Here is a 17,124-nt window from a genome sequence, read left to right as displayed (position 1 = left end):
GCTGTTCCTGCTGTTCCTGCTGTTCCTGCTGTTCCTGCTGTTCCTGCTGTTCCTGCTGTTCCTGCTGTTCCTGCTGTTCCTGCTGTTCCTGCTGGGCAGGATTTTTATCAGCGGCCTGCTGAGCTGCAAGCTTTTCCGCTTCACGCTGAGCGCGCTGCTCTTTGGTTAATCCGGCCATTGGGCCTCCAGAAAAACAAAGGGGCCGAAGCCCCCTGGGTTAACCCATGATGATGGCGGAATGACGTGGCGCCACAGCAGCCACGCCCCACGCCAGACCCACTTCATAACGCACCTGACGGTACTGGCGGTACAGCGCCACCTGGAAGGTGATGCCAGATACCGGGTCGGTCACATTCATGACGTCATCAGCAGTATCGCCACCTTCAGGCATCGCCGGGGTACGACTGGCCAGCAGGAATGCCCCGCGGTCAAACGCCATGTTCGGAACGAATTCGCTCAACACGGTGACATCAGCCTGATCTGCCAGATCCTGACGGAGGCCCGGCGCGCTAATAGTGATAGTGGAAGACGTAGCCGCAACGACCAGATACTGATTGTCATCACCGGCAAACTTCACCGCAGTCCCTGCAGCAATACCGCCGGTGCCAGCAGAGATAGCGATGATGATATCGCCCTCTTTCTTTGCGCCATTGACCCTATAGCCAGCAGCAGCGCTTTTCGCGGTACGCTTGATGCTGAAGGATTCGTGGAGGTTGAAGCCCATGATGCGACCGATAACACCTTCACGCAGCAGCTGGTCGGTTCCCGCTTCGTTCGCTTTGAAGAGGACAGCCTGTTTACCACGGATGGATGCCATCGCTTCGCCACCCAGCACCATACGCAAATCGGTAGTCGGCGCACCGTTATCGGTCAGGATTTGACGCGCCAACGCAGCATCAGTCAGATCGTCTTTGATGCTGAACGGGGTATTCTTCGGCGCGCCAACAGCGCGGGAGGAGTTGAGGTACAGCGCAGCGAGGTCTGCATCCACTTCGTTCGCCAGCGCACGGAAAGCCTGCTTGAACTGGTCAGCCAGGATGGTGTTGTAGGTACCAGCCGGGCCCAGAGCCAATTGCTCTTCACCATTCCATTTCACCGGGGCCATTTTGGATTTGGTGATTTTGACATCCACACCACCGATGGTCTGGTCGCCAGAATTAGGCGCTGAAGGACCAGGGACAATATCTTCAGTGGTGGCTGCAGGTGCGACTGGCGCACGTACGGTCTGGTCTTTTGCAGCAGCATCCGCTTTCGCGTCACGCGCCACCGCAGGAATAAAACCAGTTTGCTCGCGGGACACTACGTCCAGCGCGGTATAGATGGTCGGGATCAGACCAGTAAGGGTATTGCCTGCCATTTATGGCTCCTTTCGATTTAATCGACGATGCTGATGCCGTCTTTCAGCGCTGCTTGCTTGCCAGCGTTATCCAGGGAATCAAACGCACCGCGTTTCATGGTTTTTTGCCCGGCCTGGTGCTGCGACTGGTGAGAACCGCCGCCGCTGTTACCGGACGCTTTGAGGATGTAATCTTTCTGCGGATGCGACTCGACCAGAGACTCCAGGGCCTCATCAAAGCTGGCTAACTCGCCGGGCTTGGTGCGAGAGAACACCTTATTGCCCTGGCCGTCGTAGGCCACAACCTTCCCTTCTTCGATTTTGAAGTTCTGACCGAAGTAGGAACGCACGAACTCAGTCGGGATCGCCATCTTCTCGGAAATGAACTTAGAGCCACCGAAGCGGCCGCCGATCATCTCGTCGTAGAGTTGAGTTTCCAGCTGCTGGGTCTTGCTGTTCGCTTCGTCCAGCTGCTGTTGGAAAACTTTGGTGATCTCCGCCTTTACCTGGTCAACGGCACCAGCATCGATCAGTTTTTTCTGGTCGATTTTGGTCATCATCTCCAGGGCTTCGAGCGCCTTGGCCGGGTCGGTGATGCCCGAGAATTTCGCGAGATTGGCTTCCGCCGCTTCCTTCGCTTCGCGGTGAGTTTTCGCCTCGCCATTCAGGGAGGTGATTTTGGTCATCGCTGCGACCGCATCGAACGGGATCTCTTTGCCATCATCATGGATGTACACAGGCATGCCGTTTTCAACGACCACATTTCCGTTAGCATCAAGTTTCAGTTTCATTGTTTTTGCTCCAGCCTTCCGGCCATACGTAATGGGTCATCCGACCCGGGCACCGCGTCGCATCCGCTCAGCGGCAGGCATAAAAAAAGCTGCCCGGAGGCAGCCTGATGTTGATGGGGTTTGTGTTACTGGAACGCCGACGCATCCACGCGGCGTAGCTCGTCCAGGGTCAGGAACTCCCCGGCATCGTTGAACATCTCCGGCACGGTGATTTTGCCGTCACGCAGCATCTGCGCGCGAGTAACGCCCAGCACCTGCTCCTGCCGCGCGTAAGGCTGCCTCGCAAGCCAGTCGGCATAGCTGGTATGCGCTGGCACCTGTCCGTCCATTGAGGCGCGCGTGGCGATGCTCAGCTCGCCAGAGGCTATCTGCATCTCTTCCCACGATTTAGTGATCAGAATTTCGCATGAGCGACAGCAGAAATGAATTTTGCCGGGCCCGCGCAGATATGGGATTGCATGGCCCAGCGGCTTACCATCGAGCGAATAGAGTTTGCGGTCGCGGATGATGCACCACTGGCTGGTGTGGGTGTCCAGAGTCGAAGACCACTGTTTGGCCTTCACGATATCGCTGTTGGCTTGTGCAAACTCCTGGCGCGCCGTTGCTGCCATATGGTTCACCGCGGTGCGGGCAACAACAGCAAGGTCACGACGTGAGGCATTGATAACCCCGTCTTGGCGGTTAAGTTGCGGCGTGCCGGCGACGCGCTTCACGATCTGCTCGACGGTTTCACCCTGAAGAAATCCGGTACGCACCGCACTGGTGATTTTATCCAGCCGATCTGATTCAAGCTTTTGGCCCCACTCTTTCAGCAATCTCCCCTGAAAAGGTTGCGCCACCGCAGAGGCGTAGACCTGCTCTGGGGCAATGCTTTGCAGCGGGACGTGTTTCAGCACCTGCCCGGGTATAAGGCTGCTGAACAGGTCCATCTGATACCCGGTCTCATAATCCGTGTAACGTGCCAGCTCACGCGCCAGGGACGCATTAACCGGTTCGTAGGCTTGATGGTTCAGTTCACGAACACCGGCCAGTAGAGAGGCCAGGCGACGCGCACTGTAGGTATCAGCGCGCTTGCCATCCAGCAGCACCAGCAGCCTGGCGGCCAGTTCAGCATCTAACTTGTTCAGCAGCGCGACCATGCGCCGGGCGACGCCGGTACCGTAACGCGTCACGTACAAGCCGTGCGCGATGGTCTCGTCCAGTAGCCTGTCATTCACGGAACGGGCCATATCATACCCCCGGCGGTGGTTCACTCAGTGACGCAGACTCGGCCAGCAACTCGCTCAGCACCGTATCAGGATCCGCGTCGGCATCAATCAGGTTGAGTTTTTGCAGGGCTTTAATCGCATCGATACGGCGAAGGTCACCGCCCTGGCGCAGGGACTGAATAGCCAGCGCAGCAGGCGGGTTGAATTCTTTCGACTCAACATCCAGCTCGGTGCGCACATCTACGTTGCCGCCCTCCTTCTCGCCGATGTACTCAGCCATGATCTGCAGGATGTTGTCGATCGCGTCTTCGAGGCTGGTGGCCATTGTGTAGAGCGGCGACTGCTCCTGCATTTTCTCTTCGGAGGTCTGGTCTACCGATTTGGTCGAGGTATTCTCCGTTCGCAGCAGCTTCGCGCCAGCCTGGCGCATCTGCTCCACCAGCTCTGCCAGCGACTCTTTGCCGGCACCGATAGAGGAGCCAGTGTGCTCGACGTATTCCAGTCCCTGCCTTTGCCGATCCGAGAACGACGTGGCAGAAGAAGACCCAATTACCAGCTCCTGGTTTTCTTCCAGTCCGAACACCGTCAGTATAGGCACCCGGGCGACGTGCAGTATGTTGTCCTGCTCACTTTGGCTCTGCCAGTGCTTGATATTCAGCAGGGCCATGTTGAGTAGAGGCGGTGAACCACACATAAACCCGGTGCGCTTGGTGTAGAGCGTCACCAGGGTGATATCTTTACGAGAGGTCTCCCATTGATCGAATATTTCCCAGTTCGCCGCGCCCTCGGTACCTCTGGACTTGCGGTAGATTTCCACCTTTCCCGGCGTCAGATAACGTATCTGTTCCACCTTTGTTTGCCCGAAGTCGTCACCGTCCTCGACAACCACCTCTTTGATGCGCAACGCGGTGAGAACCAGCTTACCGTCCGCCATCTTCGACTTCCATCCGATTACCTGGCGGGGATTAAGCATTGTGACGTACGGGCGCGCTCCGGTAGCTTTCTCATCCGCTTTGGTTTTTACCCTTTCTGGGTCCACCCTGGGATAGTCCACCAGCGCATGGGAGAGGCCATACTGCATCGCCAGGCCGAAGAATGACTGAGCCCAGACATCAAGGCGTGTACCTTCCAGGTCGATGTTCTTCGCATACTCGCGCAGTTGATCAGGAACGTTCTCGGCCAGCTTAATCGGCTCGGCGAATACACGCCCGATGTTTTGCTTAATGGTCTCTTCGTAGGCTGGCAGAAGCGTGGCCACGGCGAGGCGTTTTTTGTAATCCTCTTTGTCTTCCTTGGGCCAGCGAGGGAGATAGGACTCGCCCAGCTGGCGCATATACAGCGTGCCGCCCATCAGGGCATCGTTGATATCCCACGCCTCGACCATGTTCCCATAGTCCAGATTTGGGGTTGAAATATCAGGCATGGGATTAGATCCGTAGGTTGGTGACTTTGCCGACTTTCTTCGGCGGTGAATGCAGGACGGCATATCGAGTGCCATCCCAGTCGTGATCTTCCTGCTGAGTGTCTACGTCATCAGGGTTCTTACTGTCGCGAACGAGCACCGGAACACGGCTTATCCAGCCGCGGCAATAGTCGAAGACGTAGAATGCTGGTTTCTCAGGTACACCAGATTCCAGCTTCTTACCCTCAAGGACGGCCTCCAGCATGTCAGCAAAGAGGGCCGCTCCGTTTACGCGCGATCCCGGTTTCTTGTTGGATGGAACCCACTTAACGCCCTGCGATTCCATCTTCTGGGCAATAGAGAGCTCGTCATCGCCAGTGTTGTAGATGGCACCGTCAGCTGGGCCCGGCACAACCTTTTTGCAGATACCGGGCATGATGTTCAGTTGCCCCTGAGTTATCCCATTGAGTTTTATCTCTTCAGGTTCAGGCAGCTCTTCGCCCATCAGCCGCTTATCTATCCAGGCCACACCCTTGGCGACGTTTGTCGAGCTCATATTGAGCCCTTTATTCAGCTCGTCAGGTGGACAGCCATACCACTCGCCAATCAGGATCAGCGACCCGGCTGGCGGGCAGAACTGGCGACCATCAGGCAGCTCTGCGGCGGTACCGTCGGCGCGAGCCCACCAGAGATTAGAGAACGGCTTCGACTCGCCCCAGTCGTGGGAGCGGTCAACAGTCCAGCTATCAGGGATGCGGAACGGCTTGATGACGTGATGCGAGGCATTCCACAGATGGTCGAAGCGTCCACCACTGGTGACGTCCCAGGAACCCTCTACCCATGCTTTGCGTCGGTTAGGGTCTTTGATGGCCATCAGGGTAGCGATGTACTGCGGATCCAAATACGGGTTCTCTTTGAACGAGCCGTGAATCGCAACGCGGGTAAGCGTGATTTCCTCTTCTCGTTCAGTCTGGGGGTTGAATACCATTTGCCGGTCGCGCTGAACGGTTCCGCGTGGCGCTGGCTCAATGAAGCGTTTCTTCACCCAGGTGTGCCCGATACCAAACGGGTTGGTTGTGCTGAACGTCTCCAGCGGGATCGGCCTCAGTAACTTGCCATTCTCCAGCGGGTAGTTTTCCGGCCTGAACGATGAACGTCGGCAGGAGAACATCATTTCGTAGAATTCCGGGGACTGCTGTTTAGTCAGTTCGTTAAAGCCAATGAACGGGAATTCCTGCCCGTGGAAATCCCAGTAGTCGTCCGCCTCTTTGCCAAATCGGAAGAGCAGTTCCTCGCCAGTAGGCCATACCCATCGCAATTCGCTCGCAGATGACAGATAGCGCGCACCGTCGTTGAACAGGCGAAACATACGCTTCGACTGAGTGATGATGTCGGCAAGGTTCTTATATTCGGTGTCGAAGATGACGCCGCGCCAGAACGAACCATAGCCCACGCCGACATTGCGCCGGAACCTGGCTAACTGCGCAGCGGTTTTACCCGGGCCGCGAGTGCCTTCGAACAGGATTTCGTTACACGGGCAGCTCAGCGCCAGAGACTGCGATCCAGGCAGTGGCTTCCATACAGCTTTGTAATTCATCCACCGAGCACCCCGCCCTGTTGTCTCTGCGCCGCCGCTTCCCAGTCATCCACGCTGTCACTGGTTGGCACCAGCATGACGTTATGCGTTACCTCTTTCGTTTCCGCCTTATTCTCGATGCTGTACGCCTCACGCTCGAGGCCGATCAGCGTCTTCAGGCTGTCACTCAGGTCTTTCATGGATTTAACACGGGAAGGCAGGCTGATTATTTTGTGGTACAGATCGTTGAGTTTATCCATACCTTTGTCATCTTCACGTCGCATCAGTTCCCCGAGCTGTTCAAGCGCGGCCACGTCGCCACACTCTCCGGCCAACTCATCGAATAGCGTGTTGGTCAGTTCGCGAGCCCGGCGGATATCTCCTCGGTGTTCCATTCGAACAGTGGCGATCACCTCTGCCGTCGCCTCGATTAGTTGCCGCTCTGAAATAGTGCTTTCGGTGGCAACCTGCCTGGCAACCTCACGTTTGGCAACCAGCGCATCTGCCTTTGCCTGGACTTTGGCTTTTAGATCTCGCTCCCATCCATCCTTTTTGGCTCTCTTGCTGATGGCCTGGTGAGAGATGCCATATTTTCCGGCTAACTCCCTTACCGATAGCACTCCAGCCCGGTAAGCCGATTCGATAGCCTCCCAGTCCGGTTTTGCCATAATACTTACCTCACGTTGACATTATCGAAGCCCCTCAGTGAAGAGCTTCTGTAATGCCACGATCAGCCAATAAGCAACTCGGGCTGCGTTACCTGCATGATGTGCTCATGCTCGAGCTCCAGGACGCGCTTCTCTTTCTTCCGCTCGTTCATCAAACGGCTTCCGATCGTGCCTTTCAGCTTTGAGCGCGTTTCTTTGATGGCGTAGCGATGCTGCAATTCTTCACCCATCGCCATGCGCCGGTTTAGCTGCTCGGCCATCCAGTTGAAGGCATTGATGTAACACTCCTTCACTGCGGCAGCTGTTTTGCCAGTGAATCCCATCACTAGCATCATGCATCCGTCGCGAGTGATGTTATACATAGGCTGAACATCGCCATTTTTATCAATGAAATCAATGGGCGCAAAATTGCGCTGGGTGAAGTCATCGGAGCATTTCAGGTTACGTATGGCACGCAAAACGTCTTTGTGTCGCTTGCCAAAGTAATCCGCCACCTTGAGTGATGTGGTGATTATCTTGTTGTCGAGGGTCGTGACCATTTCGCGGAAGTCGAAGGCCGGAATAACTGACGGATTATTCATAGCGTCTTTACCTTTTAGAAAGTGAGCCTGTCTCACAGAAAAGCCGCCCGAGAGAGGTCGCCACCTATAACGGCTTTTCTCAGGCTCGCTTACTGAAAGGCTCTCGTTGATGTGCGCGTGAGATGCGCATAAAAAAGCCCCGCTATTGCGAGGCTCTTGATGATTCGATTTTCCTGATTGCTGCCTTATCCAGATTGCACTGCCCCAGCGCCGTGTAGAGCTGAGCGTTTAACTCGAGACTTGCCTGCCATGTGAACGGAACCACCATTCCGGGGATCGGTGTGTCTGCGGTCAGGTCAGCGCTTATCGGCACCACCGGGGCCGGAACGTAAACTGTCTGCGTATTCCCGCAGGCTGTCAGCAGCGGCAGAAGGAACAAGCTGGTTAGCACACGGATCGCCTTCAAGCGCCTGCCTGATGTAGACAATGCGCGTCTCGCCTTTTTTGGCCAGTTCGTTCTTTGCATTCTGGGTAGCCTGTGAGATGTCGCGGATGAGGTTCATCGTGGTGATCACGTTGTTGGTGATCGCCTCCGATGTATCTGCCCTGCCCGTTGCCTTGTCCCGCTGGTCTTTGTAGGTAATGGCGTTGTCGCGGTAGTGGTTCACGAGGAGCGCCAGCACGCCGATTAACGCCAGCACCAGAAGCTGCAGCCAGTAACGCTTAACCAGTGCGCCAATCACGACAGGAACAGAGCGCGCTCCGCCTCACGCCGACGGGTCAGCCCATTCAGGACCTTGCCGCCAGCTTTATTCCAGCGCAGGAACTCATCGGCAGCGCCAGCGTAATCACCGGTGTTGAGTTTTCGCAGAAGGGTCGATGTCGACAGTGACCGGGCGCCGAGGTTGTAAGTGAACGACACCAGAGCATCGAATTGCCCCTGAGTCAGGTCAACTTTGACCAGGCGGGACACGTCGTTTTCATAGCTGACCAGCCCGGTCTTCAGCAGGCGTTCTGCAGTTTCCTGCTTAATCGTCATCCCGGCTCGGATCGGTTTTCCGTCGACAGGCTTGGTCCAGCCATAGCCGATCGTCCACACTCCGACGCTGTCCTGGTACGCGGTGAGTTTGCAGCCTTCGAATTGCTTGATCAGGGCAATGCCTTTATCACTGATTTGCATCACCGCCTCCAAAGCGAGAATTAAACACCCGGGAAGCCATAACCTTAACCTGCTCTACGCCAACAAACCCTAGCGCGCCGCCGATAGCTATCGACAGAGACTGTGGAAGGTTAAAGTAATCAAGAGCTGACACAGCAGTAAGGGTCAGAGCCCCACAGATTGCCCCCTCAAGGAGCATTTTCTTCCAGCCGCCACCGCCGTAAGCGATTCGCATGGCGGCCATGACAACCGATAGCAATACGGCACCCATCGGCGTTTCGCCACGCCACCAACTGTGGAGTAGTTCGATAAACTCCGTCCAGGAGTGGGGATCGTTATGCATTTTCATAGTCTCTAACCTCCGGCTTAAAAGCGGGGGCTGTGTGTTTGAAAGGGGTAAGGCCCTCGGGACGATTTAACAAGTAGGCGTGTCGATGATGGTTCCCGGAGCCTGAAATAAAAAAACCCGGCGACAGGCCGGGAAGATGAGGGCAAGTTAATGTCGGCTCTCTGGCCGAAGGGTCCCAGGTTGTGGGTTTGGTTTGTGGTGGCCAGCGCTGCTATCCGGCATTCACGGCTATCGCTTTACGACGCCATCAGGACATTCACCACAACGAGGATCGCTTTGCCGTGCCAGGGAAATGTACCTGGTCTCGCCGGGATGCCGTCACATACTCAAAGCGATTTCCGTTATGCAGAAATGAAAAAGCCACCGGCGTTAACCAGTGGCTCTAAATTATTGGTGATGGCTCAAGTCGGGTTTTGGCTGTCGCCACACAATTCAGCTTTTGGGCTTTCGATGTCCCCGATTCATGAGCGCTGTCATCTTGCACTTCATCACCGCGCTCTTTCGCCTTTGACGTCCGAGCATATACTGAATTATGCACTTTCATTTCGCCAAATCAACACTTTCAGATAAATATTTTCTAATTAAGTGGCCTGAAGTTCGTTTTCTTTCTCCATCTCACGTTGTAAGGCATAAAAGAGTTCTGATTCAAAAACCTTCTCGCACCACACGACCCGGCGGCGGCACTGCTGCACATCCACGCCGGTTACTCTGCTCATTGCCTGAGCGATATGTTGAGTGCAGTTGCGCTCACAATAACGTTTAATTGCATAATCGCGGACTGGGCTTTCCCGGTGAAACAGCTTAACCATCACTTTTTCTACGAACGCGGCATCATCTGATTCTTTGGCGAGAGCGATGATGTTGCTGGCTGATGACTGAGGGATAACCAGTTCGCGAGCTTTTTTATAAAGCGCCTCACCTCTCAGCGCCCCTCCTTCATCGCTATAAAGCCAGTTGACCATCCTCTCGATGTGTCCACCCATATCAGGACTCCATTGGCTGCGGATCATCAATCGGCCAATGACGTTAATGGCACCGGCAGGAGAATCATCGCCACGGTTAATGCGACCCCACACAGTCAGCATGTACTGCACCCATGCCCGTTGCTTTGGGGTTATGGTCTTTTTGGGATGCTTCCAGACACGGCGGAAGTGAGCGTCATCGACAAAGTTGACCATGGAGTAAATTGGTGTGAGCTTTCTCATGCTGCTTCCTTCTAAGGTTGTTTGGTCTGGCTGTGCTTTGCTACTGGCGGTAGGCTGGCGCGCTTAACGCTTTCTGCCTGGTACCGGGTTATCTCGTCTCTGGTCACGGCGCGCACTCCCCGATGATGATCTGCCCCTTCTCTCCCCAAAGTTTTGTCACCCGTCCATCCCAGACTCGGCTGTCGTCGTCGAAAATGGCATCGAGTAGCGCTTTTTCCAGGTTGTCTTTATCCGGTTTCTGCTGATGCGCCTGGCCGTTGAGTTGCGCGCGCTTCTTCTGGCTCCAGCTTTTTGGCATGGGAATGATGAAGGTGATGTGATAACCGGACTCAGGCAGACAGATCCCGAGCTGGCGTACTTCGGCTTTAAAAGCCCAATATGCTGCTGTTGCCGGACGTTTTACCCACCGGTCCCGTTGAGTCATGCGGGGTTTGCTGACTGGCGTGATATCGAAAATATTCATATTTTCACGAGCCCCTCTCTCAGCCAGATGACCTGCGTGCGAGCCATGCCTTCCAGCGCGCACTCCTTTGCATATTCCGCATCGACCAGACGGGTGCGGCGATCAATCTCGTCGTGGCAACTGCTGCATGCGATGGTGGCGATCAGGTCAGGCGGCTTGATTCCGGTCCCGCAGAGGCCAGCAATACGGATGTGGGCCAGTACCGAGGTTTCAGAGTTGCCGTTGCATATGCCTGGGATCCGAACCTGACATTCGCGGCCGCGTGCCGCTTTGCATAAATTAGCCATGCGCCTTCCTCGCCGCGAGACGCAGCCATTTCTGATCCACCAGGCGGGCGGTGTAGTCCTTGAAAGTCGGGATGTCGGAGGGCTTAACCACTGACTTACGCTGGCGGCGCGCCGGAACGCGGAAGATTTCGTTTGTGATGACTCGTGCGAGAGGACTACCCACGGGAAGCCCTCCATTCTTGCGCCCAGGCGATGCGCTTACTGGATGCTTCGGAGAACTTCACGCCGCGGTCGGTGCCGAACCAGTAAATCGCCTCAATGACGTCGACCATGTAGCGCTTGCTGGATTTGGATGTGCGGACGCCGAAATATACCCGGCCGCCGTTGATGCCCGGCGCGGATTTCTGCTCCTGGTCCTGGGTCTGGTTCACCAGAACGGTGATGAGGTCCTTCCACTCTTCGCGGGTCAGCTTTTCGCCGTACCAAACCACCTGGTCAGACAGGTCTTTCAGCAACGGCCACATCAGACGGTTTTGCTTGTCGGTGCGCGTCTCTTCTCGGGCCTCAACGACCATCGGCGCGCGAGGGTTTACCGGCAGGGTGCGAATGTACGCGATGAGGTTGTCTTTAACGGTGTCGTTAACGATGCAGTAGTGCTGCTTCATACGCCACCTCCGAGAGGTAACGCAGAATGCAGAAAATCGCAGGTGCATTTCTGCATCTGTGACAAAGTGAGGAGTTCAGATTGTGGTCGCATTTAAGTCCCCTTAAATGCGCAGAAGTCACCGGAGTTGTTCAGGCTCCGATGACATGATTATGGACGGTTGATTCAACAAAATCAACGCGAGAAAAAGGCCTCCGGAGAGGCCCTGGCTGTCGATATGGGGATTCCCATATCGCTTGTATGGCAGTTACATCAAATCGGGCAATTTGAAGCCTGCCATGTCTTCCGCCCGGATTGGAGGCGATAGGCAGTCAGCAAACACCAGGGTGCCATCGAGCAAAATCACGAAACCCCACCCCATAAACAGGTTGGCACTACACCAGTCAGCCTTTAGGGGCACATCTGGCATCTTGTCTGGAAAGACTGGGTAATGCTCAGCCAGCCACTCCATTGCGTCGCAGCGATTGAGAGTATATTTGTCGTACATCATGCCTCCTGCTGTGGTGCTGCTGGCAGAGGCATCCAGTGGGTCACTCCATAACCATCCTCAAGCGGGAACACATTCACGGTCGCATTACCTCGCCTGAATGTTGAGCCGGTAAACTGGGCATCGTGGATGCTTGGTGGAACAGTATCAGAATTGAAATTTATGAAAATAAGCACCCTATCATTCTTAGTCGGCATCCGATCACTGCACGTAATCCACCCCTGTACAGGCTCAGCACCCTGAAGCATGGCTGCGCGATAGGCGTTCCAGCCGACAGCTTTTCCGTGTTCAAACGCGCTGTCAAAGTCATCATCCATTTCCATCGCATCAGGTACAGATACCGGCGCTGGCGGGGCGGCGTATAGCGCAATGAATCCTTCGCCAGGCTCAGAATACACAGAGCATGATTCGATATGCGCTGACTTTATGAGGTCAGTATATTCAGCGTCGATGTACCCAACCGGCCCCGCTTCGAGCGATGCCAGCGCGATACGCATTGCCGCCAGTGTATTGGTTCCATCTTCGCCAAGTCCGAACGGGATATCATCGCGGATGGCTTCCATGTCGGCAATTTTCTGCTGCAGCCATTCTTTGGTAATTGTGCTCATGATGCCTCTCCTTTACCGGCTGCGGCTGCGCGGTCAATAATCTTTATGAACTCAGCAGCGCCAACATCACCGAGACCCGCGTACTCGCTGATAAACTTCCGAGCAGATGCGATGATTCCGCACTGGTCAGCAATCCGCTTCTCTGCGGCTTCCAGCGCCTTGACCAGCTCATCAACGGTTCCGGCCGCTTGGCGCGCGTAATCGGTAATTGCCAGCTCGCATTCAATTTCAGTGCCGTTTTCGTTGGTGTGGCAAACAGCAAAGTAGTCGGAGTCGATTTCGTTATAAGCCAAGTGCCTCAGTGTGTCGGCAACCAGCACGCCGTTTTCAATAAGCAGCTCTGTCTCGCGTTTGTCGATGTTGCTCATTGGGCGGCCTCCTGCTTAATTGCTTCGATGCCATTCGCTGTAATTGAGTATCCGCAAACAGTGTTGGTTATCAGCCCTTTGCGCAGTAAAGCGTTGAGAGTTTGTCGCCAGATTGCGTATGGCCTTTCACCTTTGAAAACGCACGACAAGACCTCAATTTGCTTAGCTGTTAATTTGCTCATGACTGCACTCCTTTGCGAAGCTGGGCGGCGAATTCACCGCAGATAGTTGCTGCTTCATCAAGCCCGACCATTTCATCTTGATAGCAATTAATAATTGCGTTGCTAATTTTCAGGCAAACTTCGTCTACCGCGGCGGCTCGCACTTCAGCCAGGAAAGCCTGGTACGCAGGAATCTGCAACACAGCCAGTGACTTGATAATCTTCTGCACTTCCGGAGGGCATTGCTCATAATGCTCGTCAGTGATGAATACTGCCTCGTTGTGGATTTCTTCGACTGCACGCAACTCCGCGGCCAGCGTCGCGCATCTGGCTTCAAGTTCTTCGTATGTTGGTTTCATGCGGCAGCTCCTTCAAATTGGTAAGAAATTTTAATTCCCAGCTTTTTAGCCATGGCATGCTCAGCGACGGCACCTTCCGACTCTTGCCACCCATGCAGCATGTGAATGGCGTCGGCGCAGCGAAGCATCGCCAGGCAGATGTCCATATACTCACGCTGAGATAAACCATCCGGGAGCGTGGCCGGATTTAATGCCACATGACCACCTGATAACATCTGCTGTGCTACTGCGTTAAACATCGGACGGTTGTAGTTTTCGTAACCCGTCATTGGTCCTGCGATGTAAATTTTCATACCACTGCCCTCTCGTACTTGTCTTATAACTCGCCCATTTGCCTGTGGATTTCCGCAAGGTCACACCCTGCGCAGCCCAGAGCTTCGGCTATGAGTTCTTCCTGTTCTTTGGATGGCCCGGTTTGCAGAATTTGATTAAGCTTCCTGTGCGATACACCGCAGTGCCTGGCGATGCTGATGAGCGTTACACCGTTATCCTTCGCCATGGTCCTGACCATCCAGCGATAATCACTCCATTCGCTCATACCCCTACCCTCCCCCAAACCATCAATACTCGCTTCATAGCCGCGCGGTTACGGCATTCCTGAAATATTCCGTTGGTGCAGTTGCGCGCGGTACCATCCTGCTCTTCCGGCGTCGCCAGGCGATAAGTCACCGTTCGCCAGACCTTGCTCACCCGGACAATCTTGCGGGCCCGCTCCAGATCGATAGCGTTCTTCGTGATGCAGTTGATGGTCATGCCACACTCTGTGGCCACATCCTTCGCGGTGAAGGTCCGGTGCGTTTCGAGATAACGCAGAATTGCCTGTTTGCATTTCATCTCACACCATCCCGTTCGACTTGTTGCGGTTGTACTTCGCCAGCAGCAGCTGGATCGGCGTCGGACCGTGTTCGGCAGCCGGTGCTGCAATCGCCCGGCGTACAGGCGGCACTGGCTTACCCTCAAAGACGCGCTTTTCCCACATATCCAGCAGTTCACCGGCTTCACGCGCCAGCTCACCATGCGTTAACTGGCGCTCTGTGCTGCGATGACGCAGTTCAACGCAGATGTGGTACATGACCGGCTGTGACCAGGGGAATTGCTCGCTGGAGGTGAATTCGAACGAACGGTTACGCCAGTCCCAGTATTCGGCGATCACCTGGTCAACGGTGACGCCCAACGCCCCGCCACTCTGCTTGCACCAGGCAACAAACTGGCCCGGCGACGGCAGGAATGGACGCTCCTGGCGGCGGGCAATGCGCATACCGGCATCAACCTGAGCCATCGAGTGGATCCCGTTCTCCTGAAACGCCAGCAGCCACTGACGGCGGAATTCGTTCAGGTCGTCCTGAGTGCGGAAGTTCGCCATGCTGGCCGGGAACGCGGCACGCAGTTGGGTGAACAGCCCGTTGAATACCTGAGCCACCTGCTCGACCGGCGCGCGCTCCTGGTACTGCTCTGGCAGGTTGTGGGCCATGCGACTCATCTGCTCGCGGTCATGGTTACGCATCTGCTCTGCAAGAGATTTCATCGAATCACCCCATAGGCCCAGTCAGTGTTGTTGAAGTCCAGATCCGGCTTTCCGCCTCGCTGCTCACCACCAGCACTGCGCTGCATCGTCAGCTTGTCCCACTGCTTACGCAGGCTTTCCGGGCTCAGGATGTTGGTCTGCCAGAAGTGGTGTTTGCTTGCCCAGTCGTACAGCGCGCAGATGTCCTGGTGCGACCTGTTGTCTATCTGGCGCATCAGGCGAACGGTGTTAGACCAGGAGGTCATGTCCGGGGCTTTGCAGGTTGGGTTAATCAGCTTCACCCTGGTGGAAATCCACTGGGCAGTTTTGAGGTCTTCAGCCGATCCCCACTTAGCACCGGATGGTGTGTAAATCGCAGCTTCTGGATGAGCTGATAAAAATTTCTTGAGACGTGCGTCAGAGGATTCGTCAGAATTCTCGGACGATAAGTTATTTATATTCTTGTTATTACCTTCTTGTTCATGATGTGCGGGGAATTGTGCGGCCTTATGTGCGGTATACCCATCTGAACCCGCGCCGTTACTGGCTTCATCATGTGCGCCTGTATGTGCGGCTTTATGTGCGGGTAAATCGTCCATTTTTTGAGCATATTCGACGTAGTTCGTGATGGTGATCACCCTGCCTTTTCGCTTCTCTCCTTCGATGGAAATCATCCCTTCGCGGACGAAAACAGACAGCATTCTCTCCACTGCGTCGCGGCTTGTCGGGTTGCCCTGGCGGTCACACAACTGAAGGCCTAGATCCGCAGCAGTGACGACCAGTTGACCGGGTTGCAGAGGCCATTGCTTGCCCTTGAAGAATGCCGTGTATGGCTGTCTGGCTGCGTCAATGAGCAGGTTCTCCCACAGCGCGCGCAGGAAAACATCCTTAGCCCAGGACTTCTTCTTGATGCTCCGGTACAACGGGACGTAACCAGATTTCTGGTTCTCCATCCTGTTGCTCCTTGCGGCTGAGTGCGCCGCGAAATTTGCGTAAGCGACGTTCGACACAGTTAAACCTCCTGCGCCTGGCATTTTGGATTAGCATTTGTCATAATGACCTCGCACTTGTTATCTGCATTTGCACCTGAAAGTCGGTTCTGTTCGCGCAGACCGGCTTTCGCCATTTCTGTAGTTCTCACATAACCCCCAGCATCGAAGTGACCATCGTCATCAACGGCCCTACCTGCTCCGGCATGAGGCGGAACAGCGAAGCTATACCCTCGCTTACCTCTTTCAGCTTCTGATGCTCTGGCGCGCCGAGGAGTACAGCCTGCTTTGCTTCGGCGCACTCTTTCATGGCCTCCGCAATCAACTCCTCTTTCGTCTTGCCTTTCACCAGACCGAACTGACGGGCCACCTGCTCGTTATCCCGAGCCATCACATCAACAATGACGGGGATCAGCAGCACCAGGCCTTTATCGTTCTTAGGGCCAGGGTCGTTAATCATCCGGAAGAAGTTCTGCTTGGTGTTGTGCTCAGAACCGGCCAGCAGCAATCCACGACCGCCGCGCGCCAGCCACTCCTTTGCCACCAGTTGCGAAATGTGAACCTGAGCCTGTCCGGGCGTTGCCTTCTGCCAGGCGCGAACAGCTTCGCGAATCCTGGTCAGCTTACTGTTATTGCGCGGAACGCTTTGATTTATCGAAATCATCGGACTAGCAGTGAATCCGTTATTCTCGTGATACGTAAGTGAATGCATTGCTTTCCCTTTCGTGGTTAGGGCCGCCGTTAAGCGGCATGGTTCTCTGGGTGTGGAAACAGGTCGGGAAGATCAGGTCGAATTTCGTGCGCCTTAATCTCGCCACCAGTAGCGTTTACGATGGCTGTTACTTTTTCCGGAGATACGGAACCACCGTTAAGCCACTTGTGAACCGCTGGCTGGCTAACGCCGCAAATATCTGCGAGTCGCTTCTGGCTGCCAACGATTTCTAAAGCTCGTTGAATAACTTTGTTCATGGATTTTACCTATCCGATTACTGGATTAATGAAAAGATAACCCAAGTTATGGGTATTGTCCATAACCTTTGTTATTTTACTCTACATAACCTCGGTTATATATTGATAAG

Annotated in this window: 28 protein-coding genes and 1 pseudogene; all 29 read right to left on the bottom strand. The window is 54.9% G+C overall.

The genetic code is table 11. From position 1 onward, the window contains the following. Positions 1-217: 217 nt before the first annotated feature. Positions 218-1,357, bottom strand: coding sequence for a P22 phage major capsid protein family protein (locus ACOTXF_RS13965; protein WP_213839341.1), 1,140 nt, complete (start codon positions 1,355-1,357; stop codon positions 218-220). Positions 1,358-1,374: 17 nt separating this feature from the next. Beyond that, positions 1,375-2,127, bottom strand: coding sequence for a DUF6651 domain-containing protein (locus ACOTXF_RS13960; protein ID WP_045418828.1), 753 nt, complete (start codon positions 2,125-2,127; stop codon positions 1,375-1,377). Positions 2,128-2,252: 125 nt separating this feature from the next. After that, on the bottom strand, positions 2,253-3,356 hold the full coding sequence (locus tag ACOTXF_RS13955) for a phage minor head protein (RefSeq protein WP_421635283.1): 1,104 nt from the start codon (positions 3,354-3,356) through the stop codon (positions 2,253-2,255). Position 3,357: 1 nt separating this feature from the next. Next, a complete protein-coding gene (locus ACOTXF_RS13950) occupies positions 3,358-4,758 on the bottom strand; it encodes a DUF4055 domain-containing protein (protein WP_421635282.1) in 1,401 nt (466 codons plus the stop codon). A gap of 4 nt (positions 4,759-4,762) precedes the next feature. Then, on the bottom strand, positions 4,763-6,334 hold the full coding sequence (locus ACOTXF_RS13945; protein ID WP_045618042.1) for a terminase: 1,572 nt from the start codon (positions 6,332-6,334) through the stop codon (positions 4,763-4,765). Then, positions 6,331-6,981 (bottom strand): hypothetical protein, encoded by a 651-nt coding sequence (locus ACOTXF_RS13940; protein ID WP_421635281.1) that lies wholly within the window; start codon positions 6,979-6,981, stop codon positions 6,331-6,333. The genes ACOTXF_RS13945 and ACOTXF_RS13940 overlap by 4 nt, the downstream gene beginning before the upstream one ends. Positions 6,982-7,043: 62 nt before the next feature. After that, positions 7,044-7,562 carry a Rha family transcriptional regulator gene (locus tag ACOTXF_RS13935; protein ID WP_001064347.1) on the bottom strand — a complete coding sequence of 173 codons (519 nt, stop codon included), beginning with the start codon at positions 7,560-7,562 and terminating at the stop codon, positions 7,044-7,046. 142 nt (positions 7,563-7,704) lie between these two features. Further along, positions 7,705-7,875 carry an Rz1-like lysis system protein LysC gene (lysC, locus tag ACOTXF_RS13930; RefSeq protein ID WP_001472852.1) on the bottom strand — a complete coding sequence of 57 codons (171 nt, stop codon included), beginning with the start codon at positions 7,873-7,875 and terminating at the stop codon, positions 7,705-7,707. Then, positions 7,859-8,245, bottom strand: coding sequence for a DUF2570 domain-containing protein (locus tag ACOTXF_RS13925; RefSeq protein ID WP_248250110.1), 387 nt, complete (start codon positions 8,243-8,245; stop codon positions 7,859-7,861). The genes lysC and ACOTXF_RS13925 overlap by 17 nt, the downstream gene beginning before the upstream one ends. Continuing rightward, positions 8,242-8,685: a lysozyme gene (locus ACOTXF_RS13920; protein ID WP_421635280.1), complete on the bottom strand. Its 444-nt coding sequence runs from the start codon at positions 8,683-8,685 to the stop codon at positions 8,242-8,244. The genes ACOTXF_RS13925 and ACOTXF_RS13920 overlap by 4 nt, the downstream gene beginning before the upstream one ends. Continuing rightward, entirely contained in the window at positions 8,669-9,010 is a 342-nt protein-coding gene (locus tag ACOTXF_RS13915; protein ID WP_048976644.1) for a phage holin, lambda family, read from the bottom strand. The genes ACOTXF_RS13920 and ACOTXF_RS13915 overlap by 17 nt, the downstream gene beginning before the upstream one ends. Positions 9,011-9,591: 581 nt before the next feature. After that, positions 9,592-10,215 (bottom strand): hypothetical protein, encoded by a 624-nt coding sequence (locus tag ACOTXF_RS13910; RefSeq protein WP_058690087.1) that lies wholly within the window; start codon positions 10,213-10,215, stop codon positions 9,592-9,594. Between the two features lie 11 nt (positions 10,216-10,226). After that, positions 10,227-10,322 (bottom strand): hypothetical protein, encoded by a 96-nt coding sequence (locus ACOTXF_RS13905; protein ID WP_213802837.1) that lies wholly within the window; start codon positions 10,320-10,322, stop codon positions 10,227-10,229. Continuing rightward, a complete protein-coding gene (locus ACOTXF_RS13900; protein ID WP_049126116.1) occupies positions 10,319-10,678 on the bottom strand; it encodes a RusA family crossover junction endodeoxyribonuclease in 360 nt (119 codons plus the stop codon). The genes ACOTXF_RS13905 and ACOTXF_RS13900 overlap by 4 nt, the downstream gene beginning before the upstream one ends. After that, entirely contained in the window at positions 10,675-10,965 is a 291-nt protein-coding gene (locus tag ACOTXF_RS13895; protein WP_064489575.1) for a DUF1364 domain-containing protein, read from the bottom strand. Before ACOTXF_RS13895 ends, ACOTXF_RS13900 begins: the two co-directional genes overlap by 4 nt. Then, the gene (locus tag ACOTXF_RS13890) at positions 10,958-11,128 is read right to left on the bottom strand and encodes a NinE family protein (RefSeq protein ID WP_421635279.1); all 171 of its coding nucleotides are present in this window, start codon (positions 11,126-11,128) and stop codon (positions 10,958-10,960) included. Before ACOTXF_RS13890 ends, ACOTXF_RS13895 begins: the two co-directional genes overlap by 8 nt. Next, the gene (locus tag ACOTXF_RS13885; RefSeq protein WP_163313499.1) at positions 11,121-11,570 is read right to left on the bottom strand and encodes a recombination protein NinB; all 450 of its coding nucleotides are present in this window, start codon (positions 11,568-11,570) and stop codon (positions 11,121-11,123) included. The genes ACOTXF_RS13890 and ACOTXF_RS13885 overlap by 8 nt, the downstream gene beginning before the upstream one ends. 246 nt (positions 11,571-11,816) lie before the next feature. Next, a complete protein-coding gene (locus ACOTXF_RS13880) occupies positions 11,817-12,059 on the bottom strand; it encodes a hypothetical protein (protein ID WP_154816286.1) in 243 nt (80 codons plus the stop codon). Next, on the bottom strand, positions 12,056-12,664 hold the full coding sequence (locus ACOTXF_RS13875; RefSeq protein WP_421635278.1) for a DUF551 domain-containing protein: 609 nt from the start codon (positions 12,662-12,664) through the stop codon (positions 12,056-12,058). The genes ACOTXF_RS13880 and ACOTXF_RS13875 overlap by 4 nt, the downstream gene beginning before the upstream one ends. A 125-nt stretch (positions 12,665-12,789) precedes the next feature. Next, positions 12,790-13,005: pseudogene (locus tag ACOTXF_RS13870) on the bottom strand (ead/Ea22-like family protein); the annotation flags it as partial. A gap of 23 nt (positions 13,006-13,028) precedes the next feature. Beyond that, entirely contained in the window at positions 13,029-13,214 is a 186-nt protein-coding gene (locus ACOTXF_RS13865) for a hypothetical protein (protein WP_126508598.1), read from the bottom strand. After that, the gene (locus ACOTXF_RS13860) at positions 13,211-13,552 is read right to left on the bottom strand and encodes a hypothetical protein (RefSeq protein ID WP_421635277.1); all 342 of its coding nucleotides are present in this window, start codon (positions 13,550-13,552) and stop codon (positions 13,211-13,213) included. Before ACOTXF_RS13860 ends, ACOTXF_RS13865 begins: the two co-directional genes overlap by 4 nt. Next, on the bottom strand, positions 13,549-13,845 hold the full coding sequence (locus ACOTXF_RS13855) for a DUF4406 domain-containing protein (RefSeq protein WP_023303592.1): 297 nt from the start codon (positions 13,843-13,845) through the stop codon (positions 13,549-13,551). The genes ACOTXF_RS13860 and ACOTXF_RS13855 overlap by 4 nt, the downstream gene beginning before the upstream one ends. A gap of 23 nt (positions 13,846-13,868) precedes the next feature. After that, positions 13,869-14,090, bottom strand: coding sequence for an XRE family transcriptional regulator (locus ACOTXF_RS13850; protein WP_421635276.1), 222 nt, complete (start codon positions 14,088-14,090; stop codon positions 13,869-13,871). Beyond that, positions 14,087-14,386, bottom strand: coding sequence for a protein ren (locus tag ACOTXF_RS13845; RefSeq protein WP_421635275.1), 300 nt, complete (start codon positions 14,384-14,386; stop codon positions 14,087-14,089). Before ACOTXF_RS13845 ends, ACOTXF_RS13850 begins: the two co-directional genes overlap by 4 nt. 1 nt (position 14,387) lies before the next feature. Further along, complete coding sequence (locus ACOTXF_RS13840) at positions 14,388-15,077, bottom strand: replication protein P (RefSeq protein ID WP_421635274.1); 690 nt, start codon at positions 15,075-15,077, stop codon at positions 14,388-14,390. Next, positions 15,074-16,009: a replication protein gene (locus ACOTXF_RS13835; RefSeq protein WP_017383042.1), complete on the bottom strand. Its 936-nt coding sequence runs from the start codon at positions 16,007-16,009 to the stop codon at positions 15,074-15,076. The genes ACOTXF_RS13840 and ACOTXF_RS13835 overlap by 4 nt, the downstream gene beginning before the upstream one ends. A 184-nt stretch (positions 16,010-16,193) precedes the next feature. Beyond that, positions 16,194-16,757 (bottom strand): toxin YdaT family protein, encoded by a 564-nt coding sequence (locus tag ACOTXF_RS13830; RefSeq protein WP_063612939.1) that lies wholly within the window; start codon positions 16,755-16,757, stop codon positions 16,194-16,196. Positions 16,758-16,786: 29 nt separating this feature from the next. Then, a complete protein-coding gene (locus tag ACOTXF_RS13825) occupies positions 16,787-17,014 on the bottom strand; it encodes a transcriptional regulator (RefSeq protein WP_016042179.1) in 228 nt (75 codons plus the stop codon). Between the last annotated feature and the right edge of the window lie 110 nt (positions 17,015-17,124).

Source organism: Enterobacter cloacae complex sp. IR53041, from assembly GCF_049238285.1.
GTDB classification, from domain to species: domain Bacteria; phylum Pseudomonadota; class Gammaproteobacteria; order Enterobacterales; family Enterobacteriaceae; genus Enterobacter; species Enterobacter roggenkampii.
This window is presented reverse-complemented; position numbering and strand designations above follow the sequence as displayed.

Coding starts and splice junctions, on each gene's coding strand:
- ACOTXF_RS13965 (WP_213839341.1), bottom strand. CDS start 1,357: ATGGCAGGCAATACCCTTACTGGTCTGATCCCGACCATCTATACCGCG.
- ACOTXF_RS13960 (WP_045418828.1), bottom strand. CDS start 2,127: ATGAAACTGAAACTTGATGCTAACGGAAATGTGGTCGTTGAAAACGGC.
- ACOTXF_RS13955 (WP_421635283.1), bottom strand. CDS start 3,356: ATGGCCCGTTCCGTGAATGACAGGCTACTGGACGAGACCATCGCGCAC.
- ACOTXF_RS13950 (WP_421635282.1), bottom strand. CDS start 4,758: ATGCCTGATATTTCAACCCCAAATCTGGACTATGGGAACATGGTCGAG.
- ACOTXF_RS13945 (WP_045618042.1), bottom strand. CDS start 6,334: ATGAATTACAAAGCTGTATGGAAGCCACTGCCTGGATCGCAGTCTCTG.
- ACOTXF_RS13940 (WP_421635281.1), bottom strand. CDS start 6,981: ATGGCAAAACCGGACTGGGAGGCTATCGAATCGGCTTACCGGGCTGGA.
- ACOTXF_RS13935 (WP_001064347.1), bottom strand. CDS start 7,562: ATGAATAATCCGTCAGTTATTCCGGCCTTCGACTTCCGCGAAATGGTC.
- ACOTXF_RS13915 (WP_048976644.1), bottom strand. CDS start 9,010: ATGAAAATGCATAACGATCCCCACTCCTGGACGGAGTTTATCGAACTA.
- ACOTXF_RS13910 (WP_058690087.1), bottom strand. CDS start 10,215: ATGAGAAAGCTCACACCAATTTACTCCATGGTCAACTTTGTCGATGAC.
- ACOTXF_RS13900 (WP_049126116.1), bottom strand. CDS start 10,678: ATGAATATTTTCGATATCACGCCAGTCAGCAAACCCCGCATGACTCAA.
- ACOTXF_RS13895 (WP_064489575.1), bottom strand. CDS start 10,965: ATGGCTAATTTATGCAAAGCGGCACGCGGCCGCGAATGTCAGGTTCGG.
- ACOTXF_RS13885 (WP_163313499.1), bottom strand. CDS start 11,570: ATGAAGCAGCACTACTGCATCGTTAACGACACCGTTAAAGACAACCTC.
- ACOTXF_RS13880 (WP_154816286.1), bottom strand. CDS start 12,059: ATGATGTACGACAAATATACTCTCAATCGCTGCGACGCAATGGAGTGG.
- ACOTXF_RS13875 (WP_421635278.1), bottom strand. CDS start 12,664: ATGAGCACAATTACCAAAGAATGGCTGCAGCAGAAAATTGCCGACATG.
- ACOTXF_RS13865 (WP_126508598.1), bottom strand. CDS start 13,214: ATGAGCAAATTAACAGCTAAGCAAATTGAGGTCTTGTCGTGCGTTTTC.
- ACOTXF_RS13860 (WP_421635277.1), bottom strand. CDS start 13,552: ATGAAACCAACATACGAAGAACTTGAAGCCAGATGCGCGACGCTGGCC.
- ACOTXF_RS13855 (WP_023303592.1), bottom strand. CDS start 13,845: ATGAAAATTTACATCGCAGGACCAATGACGGGTTACGAAAACTACAAC.
- ACOTXF_RS13850 (WP_421635276.1), bottom strand. CDS start 14,090: ATGAGCGAATGGAGTGATTATCGCTGGATGGTCAGGACCATGGCGAAG.
- ACOTXF_RS13845 (WP_421635275.1), bottom strand. CDS start 14,386: ATGAAATGCAAACAGGCAATTCTGCGTTATCTCGAAACGCACCGGACC.
- ACOTXF_RS13840 (WP_421635274.1), bottom strand. CDS start 15,077: ATGAAATCTCTTGCAGAGCAGATGCGTAACCATGACCGCGAGCAGATG.
- ACOTXF_RS13835 (WP_017383042.1), bottom strand. CDS start 16,009: ATGGAGAACCAGAAATCTGGTTACGTCCCGTTGTACCGGAGCATCAAG.
- ACOTXF_RS13830 (WP_063612939.1), bottom strand. CDS start 16,757: ATGCATTCACTTACGTATCACGAGAATAACGGATTCACTGCTAGTCCG.
- ACOTXF_RS13825 (WP_016042179.1), bottom strand. CDS start 17,014: ATGAACAAAGTTATTCAACGAGCTTTAGAAATCGTTGGCAGCCAGAAG.